This is a genomic window from Celeribacter naphthalenivorans (assembly GCF_020524585.1).
GTDB classification, from domain to species: domain Bacteria; phylum Pseudomonadota; class Alphaproteobacteria; order Rhodobacterales; family Rhodobacteraceae; genus Celeribacter; species Celeribacter naphthalenivorans.
The window spans coordinates 196,300-208,710 of record NZ_JAIVLK010000003.1 but is presented as its reverse complement, the minus strand read 5'-3'; the positions used below and the strand labels follow the sequence as shown (position 1 = coordinate 208,710).

10 protein-coding genes are annotated in these 12,411 nt (G+C 59.0%); all 10 read left to right on the top strand.

Annotated features, from left to right (window positions below):
* Positions 1 to 2: 2 nt before the first annotated feature.
* The 10 genes from LC094_RS07635 (at position 3) to LC094_RS07590 (ending at position 12,127) form a co-directional block, all read left to right on the top strand.
* A complete protein-coding gene (locus LC094_RS07635) occupies positions 3 to 2,300 on the top strand; it encodes an FdhF/YdeP family oxidoreductase (RefSeq protein ID WP_226551357.1) in 2,298 nt (765 codons plus the stop codon).
* Between the two features lie 13 nt (positions 2,301 to 2,313).
* A complete protein-coding gene (locus LC094_RS07630; protein ID WP_226551348.1) occupies positions 2,314 to 2,619 on the top strand; it encodes a hypothetical protein in 306 nt (101 codons plus the stop codon).
* The gene (fdhD, locus tag LC094_RS07625) at positions 2,612 to 3,448 is read left to right on the top strand and encodes a formate dehydrogenase accessory sulfurtransferase FdhD (RefSeq protein WP_226551346.1); all 837 of its coding nucleotides are present in this window, start codon (positions 2,612 to 2,614) and stop codon (positions 3,446 to 3,448) included. The genes LC094_RS07630 and fdhD overlap by 8 nt, the downstream gene beginning before the upstream one ends.
* 629 nt (positions 3,449 to 4,077) lie before the next feature.
* Positions 4,078 to 4,968: a hypothetical protein gene (locus LC094_RS07620; RefSeq protein WP_226551338.1), complete on the top strand. Its 891-nt coding sequence runs from the start codon at positions 4,078 to 4,080 to the stop codon at positions 4,966 to 4,968.
* Positions 4,969 to 5,263: 295 nt separating this feature from the next.
* Entirely contained in the window at positions 5,264 to 6,181 is a 918-nt protein-coding gene (locus tag LC094_RS07615) for a LysR family transcriptional regulator (protein ID WP_226551336.1), read from the top strand.
* Positions 6,181 to 6,930 carry a metallophosphoesterase family protein gene (locus tag LC094_RS07610; protein WP_226551334.1) on the top strand — a complete coding sequence of 250 codons (750 nt, stop codon included), beginning with the start codon at positions 6,181 to 6,183 and terminating at the stop codon, positions 6,928 to 6,930. The genes LC094_RS07615 and LC094_RS07610 overlap by 1 nt, the downstream gene beginning before the upstream one ends.
* 256 nt (positions 6,931 to 7,186) lie before the next feature.
* Positions 7,187 to 8,536, top strand: coding sequence for an APC family permease (locus tag LC094_RS07605; RefSeq protein WP_226551326.1), 1,350 nt, complete (start codon positions 7,187 to 7,189; stop codon positions 8,534 to 8,536).
* The gene (locus LC094_RS07600) at positions 8,533 to 9,813 is read left to right on the top strand and encodes a Tm-1-like ATP-binding domain-containing protein (RefSeq protein ID WP_226551324.1); all 1,281 of its coding nucleotides are present in this window, start codon (positions 8,533 to 8,535) and stop codon (positions 9,811 to 9,813) included. Before LC094_RS07605 ends, LC094_RS07600 begins: the two co-directional genes overlap by 4 nt.
* A complete protein-coding gene (locus LC094_RS07595; protein WP_226551322.1) occupies positions 9,810 to 11,156 on the top strand; it encodes an aminotransferase family protein in 1,347 nt (448 codons plus the stop codon). The genes LC094_RS07600 and LC094_RS07595 overlap by 4 nt, the downstream gene beginning before the upstream one ends.
* Positions 11,153 to 12,127, top strand: coding sequence for an aminotransferase class IV (locus LC094_RS07590; RefSeq protein WP_226551320.1), 975 nt, complete (start codon positions 11,153 to 11,155; stop codon positions 12,125 to 12,127). The genes LC094_RS07595 and LC094_RS07590 overlap by 4 nt, the downstream gene beginning before the upstream one ends.
* Positions 12,128 to 12,411: the final 284 nt, after the last annotated feature.

The window sequence follows — 12,411 nt, the reverse complement described above, 5'->3', positions numbered from 1 at the left end:
CAATGACCAAGCAAGATTGTATTAAAAAACCCTCCGGCGCCGCAGGTGGCTGGGGCGCGCTCAAAAGCGTGGGCCGTCAGCTGATGGGCACCGGGCGTCCCGTTAGCGGCGCCAAGACGCTTTTGAGCCTGAACCAGGCCGACGGTTTTGATTGCCCGGGCTGTGCCTGGGGCGATCCGGAGCATGGGTCGTCTTTTGAATTTTGCGAAAACGGTGTGAAAGCCGTGGCATGGGAGGCCACGAAGGCCCGTGTCACGCCCGAATTTTTCGCCCAGCATTCCGTCACCGAGCTGCAGGGCTGGACCGATTACGATCTGGAACACGCCGGTCGCCTGACCCACCCGATCCGCTACAACCCCGAGACCGACCACTATGAAGAGGTCAGCTGGGAGGAGGCCTTTGAAGGCATCGCGGCGGGGCTCAACGCGCTTGAGGACCCCAATCAGGCCGAGTTTTACACCTCTGGCCGTGCCTCGAACGAGGCCGCGTTCCTCTATCAGCTCTTCGTGCGCCTCTACGGGACGAACAATTTCCCCGATTGCTCCAACATGTGCCACGAGGCCAGCGGCGTCGCCCTGTCCCAAGCCATCGGCATCGGCAAAGGCACCGTGCTGCTCGAAGATTTCGAGAAATGCGATCTGGTCTATTGCGTCGGCCAGAACCCCGGCACCAACCACCCGCGGATGCTCGCCAGCCTGCGCGAAGCGGTGGAGCGCGGGGCAAAAGTCTGTGTTTTCAACACGCTCAAAGAAAAGGGCCTGACGAAATTCGCCGACCCGCAGAAGAAAATCGAGATGCTCACCGGCGGCGCAGAGCCGACCTCGACCGATTACTACCGTCCGCGTCTTGGCGGCGACATGGCGATTTTCCGTGGCATGTCTAAAATCGTCTTGGAGGCCGAAGACCGCGCACAGGCCGCAGGCGAGGCCCCGATCCTAGATCACGATTTCATCCGCGAACATACCTCTGGCTTCGAGGACTGGTGCAACATCGTGCGCGCCACCTCATGGGAGCTGATCGAAGAGCAATCCGGCCTGTCGCGCGACGAAATCACCGCCGCCGCCGAGATGTATCTCAAGGCCGAGCGCGTCATCACCACATGGGCGATGGGCGTGACCCAGCACCTGCACTCCGTGCAAACCATTCGCGAGATTGCCTCTTTCATGTTCCTCAAGGGCAATATCGGTCGCGAAGGCGCGGGTCTCTGCCCGGTGCGCGGTCACTCCAACGTGCAGGGCGACCGCACCGTGGGGATCAACGAAAAGGCGCCGGAGAGTTTCTTTGTGGCGCTGGAAAAAGAGTTGGGTGTTACCCTGTCCCGTGCGCCGGGCCATAACGTCAGCCATACGATTGGCGCGATGCTCGAAGGCTCGGCCAAGGCCTTTGTCGCGCTTGGCGGCAACTTTGCCCGCGCCGTGCCGGACAGCTCTCTGGTTGCCGATGCCTTCCGCAACCTCGATCTGACCGTGAACATCGCGACGAAACTCAACCACGGCCATCTGATGCCGGGCAAGGCCTCCTATGTCCTGCCCTGCTTGGGCCGCACCGAGATCGACCGCAATTCGAAAGGCGAACGCCAGATGATCACGGTCGAGGATTCCATGTCGATGGTGCACGGCTCCTCCGGGATCAACCTTCCGGCTTCGAAGACGCTCAAATCCGAGATCGGCATCATTGCGGGCATCGCGGCGGCCACCATCGGCAGCGATGTGGTCAAATGGGGTGAGATGGCTGAAGATCACGACCTGATCCGGGACATGATCGCACGGGTTTTGCCGATCTATGGCGACTTCAACAAAGACGTGCGCAAACCGCGTGGCTTCTGGCTGCGCAACCCGGCCAGCGAACGCGAGTGGAACACGCCGACGAAGCTGGCGAATTTTGGCATCGACGATCTGCGCGACCAGACGGAATGGCAGCAAATTCAGTCTGAGGCGGGAAAATTCGTGCTTCAGACCTTCCGCTCGCATGATCAGTACAACACCACGATCTACGGCATGGATGACCGTTATCGCGGCGTCTATGGTGCTCGCAATGTGGTGTTCATCCACCCGAAGGACATTGAGAAAAACGGTCTTAAGGCCGGCGATCTTGTCGATCTGACGGGCTGTTTCGAGGATGGTCGTCACCGCGCCTGCACCGGGTTCCGCGTCGTTCCCTACGACACGCCAAAAGGCTGTATCGCGGGCTATTACCCGGAGATGAACGAGCTGGTGCCGCACCAAACCGTGGGCGATCAAAGCGACACCCCGACCTCCAAGTCGGTGATCGTCAAGATCACCCCGCATCAGGGCGCGTGAGAGCCGGATCACCATGTCGCAAGAAGACGCCCTTGAGACCGCTTTCGGGGCTGCGCAGAACGCGCAGCACTCTTACCTGAGCACGATGGGGCCGCTGATTTTGGCGGCCTCTCATCTCGGGATCGCGAAGGACAGCCGCGGCTTTGCGCGTCTGTTCGATCTGGCTCATGCGCTGGTGATCCGGGAATGCACCAGCCTCGAGCAGGAATTTGGCCTGATTGAGACCCAGAAAAAGGACATCCGTACCTCGCGGGTGTTCTACCATTTGACGGAAAAGGGCCGCGCCCTGTTTGAGCATCGGACCCCGGCACATGGCTGACCCGACGCTTTCCCGCATGGCCACCCGTCCCATCGCGCCGCGCAGATGGTCCGCCGAGGGCCTGCGCGAGCAGAGCCGGAGCCTCATGGTCGAAACCCCGGTCGCGATCGTGTTCAACGGGACGACCGTCGCCGTGATGATGGCCTCGCCGCAAGACATCGAAGATTTCGCCTATGGCTTTGCCCTGACGGAGGGCTATCTGCGCGATTTGGCCGAGATCGAGCGGTTCGAGGTGATCGCGCATGACAAGGGCCTCGAGGCGCGGTTCTGGGTGGCGGAACAGGCCGCCGAGGCGCTTTTGTCTCGCCGTCGTGCGGCTTTGGGGCCGATGGGGTGCGGGCTCTGCGGCATCGACAGCCTCGATCAAGCGCTGCGCACTCTGCCGCCTCTCGGCAAGGGTGTGACACTTGACCCGCAAGAGGTGGCCGATGCTCCGGATCAGCTCCGCGCCTTTCAGCCGCTGCACGACCAGACCCGTTCGGCCCATGCCGCGGGCTTTCTGATCCCCGGTCTTGGCATCACCTTTGCGCGTGAAGATGTCGGGCGGCACAATGCCTTGGACAAACTCTGCGGCGCCCTGCTGCGCGAAGGTATCGCCCCTGAGAGCGGTGCGATCGTGATGACCTCGCGGCTCTCTGTCGATCTCGTGCAAAAATCCGCTATGATCGGTTGCCCGACGGTGATCGGCGTCTCTGCCCCAAGCCTGCTTGCGGTCGAAACGGTAGAGGCTGCGGGCATGACCTTGATCGCCAATTGCAAAGCCGGACGGTTCGACATCCTGACCGGCGCAGACCGCCTGAATCTCCCTCTCCCTGAAACGAAGACGTGAGCCCCATCCGTTGAACAGTCCTGGCGGTAATGAAGTGCGTTTCTGGCCGTGAAATCCCTCACCTAGAGTCCGCCCAACCTTGAAGGCGCAGATGAATGTGAAAAAAACCGTAGTGTTTTCGAGTGCTCGATTGCTCTGACATATTGCCGTCCTCTGGTTTGGAGGAAGGCTTTCAGGGTGTGATGTCGCCCGTCGGAGGCTATTTGGGGGCAGATGCAACGCCTACGTTTTTTGTTGAAAAAATACTTAAATGACTCTTAAAAAGACTGGCTTATCGTGCGCTTTCTGCGCGACTTGGGGACGTAGCCCGTGATCTTTTTGAAATCATCGAATGTTTTTTTCCTGAAATCGTAAAAGACAGCCGGGACATCCTGGAACTTGAAAGCCAAGTGCCTGCATTAAAAGTCCTTTGGAGCACATTTCACTCCATCAATGCGAAGGGCAACATTCGTCCTCAAAAGACAACTCCGGCCTCCATTCTCTCCGATCAGCCCGAGGTCAAACAGATGATTCATGCCATTTTCGGTGACTTGATCGAACGATTTGACTACCAGCTTAGATAGAACGTCGCTTTACTGATGTGCTGTGTCGACCATTTTGGCGACAGGGCGGAAACACCGGGAAAACTCATGCTTTATCTTCACATCGGTACACCGAAAACGGCCAGCACGTCGATTCAGCGGTTCGTGAATACGACCCCGCTCTCAGTGCATACTGTTGCGGCTTTCGGCGAGCAGACGGCGTGGAAACTTGCGATGACATCCAACAGCCTGCTTGCCAGAGAGCGATTTCTACGTCGGAAAAACAAACCGAACCATACGCGTTTTGAAACCGTGCGCGACACGGTATTCAGGGACGCAGCTGTTGAAATAGCGGCGCAGAAAAGCGACCGTTTTCTGGCCTCATGTGAACATATCTATTCCGATTTTGGCAATGATGCGGAGGCCATACAGGCTCTTAAGCACCAGCTTTATAACGTTTTTGGAGACGTGACGGTGATTGTATATCTGCGCGATCAGGTTTCGTTTCTCAAAAGTTATTACGCGCAATGGGTGAAAGGCAAAAGGGCGAGTGCGTCAAGTTTTGAAGACTTCATGCGCGATCAGATTTCTGACGGATTTTGGCTCGACTATTATCGACCGCTGTCTCTGTGGGCGGATGCCTTTGGAGCTGAGAAGATCCGCGCAATTCCTTTTTCGAGAAAGAACTTTCCAGAGGGAAATATCCTCATCGATTTTCTGGCGCAAATTGATGAGGATACGCCGGCAACGCGTCAAGCGGCACGCGAGGTACGTCAGCGAAATGTCTCGCCGACCTATGGGGAAATTCGCGCGCTTCAGAGGCTCAATCGGCTCGGTTTGGGGCGGCTGAGGCCTCTTGCAAGGAACCTTGCCAAACTCTTGCCCGAAAAAGAGTTTCCGCGTGAGTTCGATGCTGAAATTCTCACAAGATCACGCGAGAGCAATCGTGCTGTGAACTTGGAGTTCTGCTCAAACTTTGCGTGGCGGTTGCCGGAGTAAGGGAGGGGGGGATGTCCTTGGCAGACTGCGGCATCCTCTCGAAATCAGTTGGGACGGGCCAGCACTACTCAACATACTGGCTGCGTTTTCCTTTTTCCTGCCGATGTGACCCGGTTCTTTCGGCGCTCAATCGCTTGCGTCTGATTGGGAGCCACCTATGATGCATTGTGTTGCCGAGGAGCGCGGCAACACGGCGGAGATTTTCCGCTTTCCTACATGTGACCTGATTTGTGGTGACCATGACGCAACACCCTGTGTGGCGCGACAGGGGCCGCAGACAACCGGATAGAACGGTATGGACTTAAGACGCTTCGATCTAAATCTTCTTCTTGTTTTCGATGTCATGATGGCAGAGCGCAACGTGACCCGCGCCGGAGAGCGTCTTGCGCTGTCGCAGCCTGCGGTCAGCCATGCGCTCAATAAATTGCGCAGTTTGTTGGGGGATGACCTGTTCGAGAGATCGGAAGGCATCATGAAACCAACGCCGCGCGCGCTTGAAATTGCCGGGCCGGTGCGTGAGGCGCTTATGCAGCTTCAAGTCACTCTGGATGACACGGCGTTTGACCCTTTTGATGCGCAAAACACCTTTAACATCGCGTTTCACAATTACGCTTCGACAGTTTTGGCCACTCCTTTGGCGCGCAGGCTGCGCGACCGCGCACCGCAGGTCCGGCTGCATATCTCCTCAAATGACGGCCATGACCTGTTCAAACGGCTCGGCGACGGCGCCTATGACATTCTGATCGGACCGACGGGTGAGGTTCCGCCAGGTTTTGAGAGCGTTACGCTCCTGATGGATTCCCATTGCGGACTGGCGCGCCACGACCATCCGCTGTTCGAAAAAGGGATCACGCGCGAAAGTCTGTCAGAGCTGCCGGTGATCGCAATCGGGTCTTTGAAAGAGCAGGAAACGGGGATTTTCCCGGTGCTCATCGAGGCGGGTATCGACATCAATACGATGATGACCGTGCCGCATTTGTTCGCCGCAATCAATGTGTTGCGCGATACCGATATGGTGACCTATGTGCTGCAACGGGTTCAGAAAAGCCATACGGAGACCTATGCCAATCTCGATGGGCTGCGGGCCTTTGCCCTGCCGATGGAACAGGAGCCCGTCCCCTGTCGCATGGTGTGGCACAAACATATGACCAACCAGTCGGCGCATCGCTGGATGCGAGACCAGATTGCCGAATGCTTCAGGGAGGTCATGTGATGCCTATAAAACGAGCAAGACGCCTGTCAAATCTGCATTTGCGCCAAAGGCATAGGAGCTATGCGATTGGTGACATCCATGGGCGGGTCGATCTGTTGCGCGCCCTCATGGCTCGCATTCGCGAAGACATCCGGCGTTTCCCAGCGGACAGCTGCGAATTTATCTTTTTGGGGGACTATATCTCGCGCGGGCCGCATTCCGATGGCGTCATCGATTTCCTTCTTGAGGAGCTGCCTCATGAGGGGGTGCCCATGATCTGTCTGCGGGGCAATCATGAGGACCTTTTGCTGCGCTTTTTGCGAGACGGGGATCAGCATGCGGGACAGAGTTGGCTTTCGCATGGTGGGGCCGAGGCGGCGCAGGCCTACGGTGTCGAAACCGATGAGATCACACCTCAACGCCTCCCGCAGATCGCGCAGAAGTTGCGGGAGAGAATTCCTGACAAGCATATGATATTCTTTGAGGAACTGCAGACCTGCTACATTCGGGATGGCTATATTTTCGTCCATGCTGGCCTGCGTCCGGGGGTCCGTCTCGAAGAGCAGACCGCGACAGATATGATGTGGATCCGGGAGGGGTTTCTCGACTACCGTGGGCATTTTCCGAAATATGTGATCCATGGGCACACGCCCTCGGACCTGCCGACGATACGTCCAAACCGGACCAATGTGGACACGCGGGCCTATGAGGGCGTGTTGACCTGCGCCGTGCTTGAGGGGCGTGAGCGTCGGTTTTTGACGACGCTGTAATCGCGAAGGGGCGTCTTGCGTGCCGCGTGACGCTCCTTTGTACGCGACGTGCGCACCTGTGGAATTCAAATTGCGAATACCGCAATTCAAAACTTTCATTTCATTTATATAAATAGGCCTCGTACGGTTTCTCTCGTGCCCCACGCTCCGGGGCACAAAACGCAAAAAAGCAAAAAGCTCAGACAGGCCCTCGCTTGTCCCGCGTGCGGGACCAGACACGGCAGCCATGTCTGAGGCGACAACGGGAGACTAGGATTTGACACAGACAACTGACACCGAGCGCCCAAAGCTCAAGCGCAGCTTGGGCACGCTTGATCTGCTTTTATATGGTATCGTGTTCATGAGCCCCATCGCGGGCTTTGCTGTCTATGGTTTCGTACAGGACAGCTCCGGCGATATGGCGGTTCTGTCCTATTTGATCGGCTGTATCGGCATGGTGCTGACGGGGCTGAGCTATGCCGCCATGTCGCGGGCCGCGCCGGGGGCGGGGTCGGTCTACAACTACGCGCAAAAGGCCTTTGGTCCCTTTTTGGGCTTTGCGGCGGGCTGGTCGATCCTGCTCGACTATATCCTGCTGCCCTCTCTGATGCTGTTGATCGCCGGTCTGAGCATGAATGCCGCCATCCCTGCTGTGCCGGTCGCGGGCTGGGTCATGTTCTTTTTGGTGATCGCGACCGTCACGAACCTCTGTGGCATCAAATTCACCACCCGCGCCGACATGATGATCGCAGGCGCCTTGATGATTGCCGTGACGATTTTCGTCATCGCCGCCGTGATCTATCTTCTGTCGCCCTCCACGCCCGTCAGTCTCAGCCTCTCGCCGCTTTTGCCCGAAGGTGGCGTGCAGATGAATCTGGTCGTCGCCGGGGCCTCCGTCGCGATCTTGTCCTTTCTCGGGTTCGATGCGATCTCGACACTGTCCGAAGAGCTCAAAGAGGGGCATAGCAATGCCGTTGGCCGGGCGACGATCCTCTGTCTTGTGGTGATGGCGAGCATTTTCATCATCGAAAGCTGGCTGCTCTCCGATCTGTCGAAAGGCTTGGAGGGCCTGTCCCCCGATGCCGCCGCTTTTGAGATCATTAACGCCCGGATGCCCTTTGTCGGTCTGATCGTGACGCTCGCCGTGGGTCTGGGCACCGGCTTTGGCTCGACCATCCCGCCGCAGGCTGCCGTGTCCCGCGTGCTCTTTGCCATGGCCCGCGACCGCCAACTTCCGGGTATTTTGTCGCGCGTCCATAGCCGGTTTCGCTCCCCCTATGTGGCGATCCTGTTCATGGCCGTGATCATGGCGGTGCTCTCGCTGGGCTTCGGGGCGCATCTCGACACTTTGCTCTCGCTGGTGAACTACGGCGCGCTGATGGCCTTCATGTTCGTCAATGCCTCGGTCATCATGCATTACGGGATCCGCGGCGGCTCGCGTCAGCTGGTTCGGCACTGGATCCTGCCCGGCATCGGCTTTCTCGTTGTGGCCTATGTGTTCACCGGGTTGAGCAGCCAGTCCTTGATCATGGGAACGGCCTGGATCGTGGCAGGGATCGCCTTTTACCTCGTTCAGCGCTTTATGCTGGGGCGGACGCCTGTGGTCGGACTGGATGCGGCAGAATGACTGTGACACAGACGATGCAACGTATCCTGCTGATTGGCACGGCCGACACGAAAGCCGATGAGCTCAGCTACCTTCAAACCGAAATTGCGCGCCTGGGACACCGGGCGCTCATTATGGATGTCGGTGTGCTTGGGGTGCCGAAACTGCCCGTCGATCATGCCAATCATGAGGTCGCGAAGAGGGCAGGGATGCGCCTGTCCGAGGTGGCCGCGCTCGGGGATGAATGCAAGGCGATGGAAGTGATGGCCGAGGGCGCGGCCCGGCTGGCGTCTGATCTCTATCTCGCGGGGCAGATCGACGGCGCTTTGGCGATTGGTGGCACGATGGGCACGGATCTCGCGTTGGAGGTCATGTCCGCCTTGCCGATCGGTGTGCCAAAGCTGATCGTCTCATCGGTCGCGTTTTCGCATATCATCCCGCCCGAGCGCATCGCGCCGGATTTGATGATGATCCTCTGGGCCGGTGGTCTATGGGGGCTGAATTCTGACTGCAAGGCGGTGCTGAATCAGGCTGCGGGTGCGGTTGTTGGCGCGGCAACTGCGATGTGTGGCGTGTTGCGATCCGACGCCCGTGCCATCGCGATCTCGTCTCTGGGCGGGTCTTGTCTGCGTTATATCGGACATCTCAAGCCCGAGTTGGAAGCGCGTGGCTATGAGGTGGTGATCTTTCACACCGTTGGAATGGGCGGGCGCACTTTGGAGGGCCTCGTGGCGCAGGGCCGTTTTGCCGCCGTGCTCGATCTGTCCCTGATTGAGGTCTCGAACCACGCTCTGGGCAGCCCGGTGCATTCCGGCGCGGACCGGTTGGAAACCGCCGGACGGCTGGGCGTGCCCCAGATCGTCGCCCCCGGCGCAATCGATAGCGTGGACGACCGCGCGTGGGACAGCTCCGGTCGGTCCTCTGAGGCGGGCTTTCACGCGCACAACCGTTTGATCGGAGGCATTGCTACCGGGGCGGCGGACAAGATCAGGATCGCTGAAATCATTGCGCAAAAACTCTCGATCAGTCAGGGGCCGACGGCCTTTGTCATGCCGCGGTTGGGCGTCAACGAATGGGATCGTCCGGGGCAGGATATGCATGACCCGGAGGGGCTTGCCCAGTTCGAAGCCACTCTGAGCGACGCCCTGTCTGGCGCGATCGAAATGCACAGCGTCGATCATCACATCAACGACGCGGAGTTCAGTCAGACGATCCTCGCGATCTTTGACGACTGGTGCCGTCAGGGCCTGATTGCCCCGGCACAAGATCAAGACCAAAAGAAAAGAGCACATTCATGAACATCCCCTTCGGCGCCCATCAGAGCGATCTCACCCAAGACATCGCCCGCGATCTCGCCCATGTTCTGCATCCCAATCACGCCGTGCAAGAGCCGGTTGATTTCATCATCCATCGCGCAGAAGGCATCCGCCTTTTTGACGCAGAGGGCCGCAGTTTCATTGATGGCCGGTCTCAGTTGAACTGTGTCAATCTTGGCTACGGCCATGAGCGGCTGGTGCGCGCGGTCCAGGAACAGGTGGCTGAACTGCCTTACCTGTCGATGTTCTATCAATTCAGCCACCCCGGCGTCATCGAATGCGCCGAGCGGCTGGCCGCCGCCGCGCCGGGCGATCTGGAGCAGGTGCTGTTCACCACGAGCGGCTCCGAAGGGATCGAAATGGCGCTGGCGCTGACCCGGCTTTACTGGTCGCGCATGGGCCGCAACCGGACCAAGATCATTTCGCGCTACACGGGCTATCACGGTGCCACCTCGGGCGCGGTGTCTGCGACGGGAATGGCCATGGGCGGGCAAAGCTCCATGCAGCGGCTGATTGCTGGTCATGTGCATATCCCGGCGCCCGACCTGTTCCGCGATGGCGCCGGCATGGACCCCGAAGACTATGGCGCGCGCGCCGCAGAGCAGCTTGCTCAGACCATCGAATTGGAGGGGCCTGACAGCGTGGCAGCCTTTATTGCCGAGCCGGTGCTTGGGGTCGGCGGCTATGTCCCGCCGCCGCCGGGCTATTGGCAACGCGTGCGCGAGATTTGCGACCACTACGGCGTTTTGTTGATCCTCGACGAGGTCATGACCGGGTTCCATCGGACCGGTCCGCGCTTTGCCGCAGAGCATTGGGGCATCGTGCCCGACATGCTTGTGGTCGGCAAAGGCATCAATTCCTGCTACGTGCCCTGTGGCGGTGTCGTGATCCGGCAAGGCATCACGGATGTTTTGGCCGGCGCCAAGCTGCCGGGGTTCACGCATTCCGGTCACCCGCTGGCCATGGCGGCGTCGAATGCCGCCTTCGATGCCTATGACCAAGACGGGATCGAAGACAATGTGGCGCGCATCTCGACGCTGATGATGGCGCGGCTGCGCGCGGAATTCCTGCCGTTGCCCTATGTGGGGCAGGTCGAGGGGATCGGCTTGATGATGGCTTTGGAGCTGGTCGCCACGCCGGGAACGCGTGAGCGCCCTGAGGATGCGATGTTGCAAGGCGTGGTGCGTGCGGCTCTGGAGAAAGGCTTGATCCTGCGGGCGCGCAATGGACGGATTGCGCTTTGTCCGCCGCTGATCACAACCGAAGCCGACGCGCATGCCATGCTCGATATTCTCTATCCGCTGATCCGGGACCTTGCTCAATGACACTCGATTTTGCCGGAGATGAACGCCTCCAAACCGCCTTTGCCGACGCCTGGTCCCGCAAGGCGGACTTTGAAGAGGGGGCGGCTTATATGCGTGGGCGCTTTGTGCCCTTGTCGGAAGCCACGATTCCGATCACGGATTGGGCCTACCGGCGCTCAGATGTTGTTTATGATGTAGCAAGCGTTTGGGAGGGCTCATTTTTTCGTCTCGATGACCACATCGCCCGGTTCCGTCGCTCGATGACCCGCTGGCGCCTCGATCCGCCAGAAAGTGACGCGCAAATCCATGATATCGCTCTGGCCGTTGTCGCCCTGTCGGGGTTGAAAGCGGCCTATGTGGGCATGGATTGCCTCAGGGGGAAGGCGCCGCGCGGTGTCCCAAGCCATCCGGCCAATGCCCAGAACTATCTTGCGGTTTTCGCGCGTGGCTTTGCCTGGATCATGCCACCTGATCTGCAAGAGCGCGGCGCGCGGATGATGATCGCCAAGACCCGCCGGATCGCCCCGGAGGCGGTGGATCCGACCGCCAAGAATTTTCACTGGGGGGATATGACGCAAGCGTTGTTCGAGGCCGAGGATCAGGGGCTCGACGGGGCGATTTTGCTCGACGGGGACGGCTATGTGACCGAAGGTCCGGGCTATAATGTGTTTGCCGTGTTGGCGGGCACGGTTGTGACCCCCGATCGTGGCGCTTTGGAAGGCATGACGCGGCAATCCGTGCTGGAACTCTGCGCGATGCTGAACATCCCAATAGAGGTCAGGCCGATATCCGTGCAAGAACTGGAGCACTGTGACGAAATTTTCATGACCACCACGGCAGGCGGCGTCATGCCGGCCTCTGAACTGGATGGCCGGGCGCTGGCTTCGACGATTGGCCGCCAGTTGCGGCACAGATATTGGGCCGAGCGCGAAGCAGGCTGGCTTGGAACGCCTGTGGACTACGAGATGTCCTGTGATGGGGGCATTGACTGATCGGAGGCGAGCGAAAGGCATGACCTCTGATGCGGAAGAGGTCATGCTGGCCCAGCGTTCTTTATTCGCAACAGCGGCGAACGCACACTTCCCGCCCACACTTACAAAGCTTCACAAGGGATTGAGCTTATAAGATGCTTGAACACCGAAACCATGAGACGAGTGTATGTTTTATGAGCCAGTGGCAGAACTATGGGGGGCAAAGTGGCAAAACTATGGGGCGTACCCTTGTTCTTGAGCAATGACCCATAGTTTTGCCTCTGTGGAGCGTGAAAACACCAGAA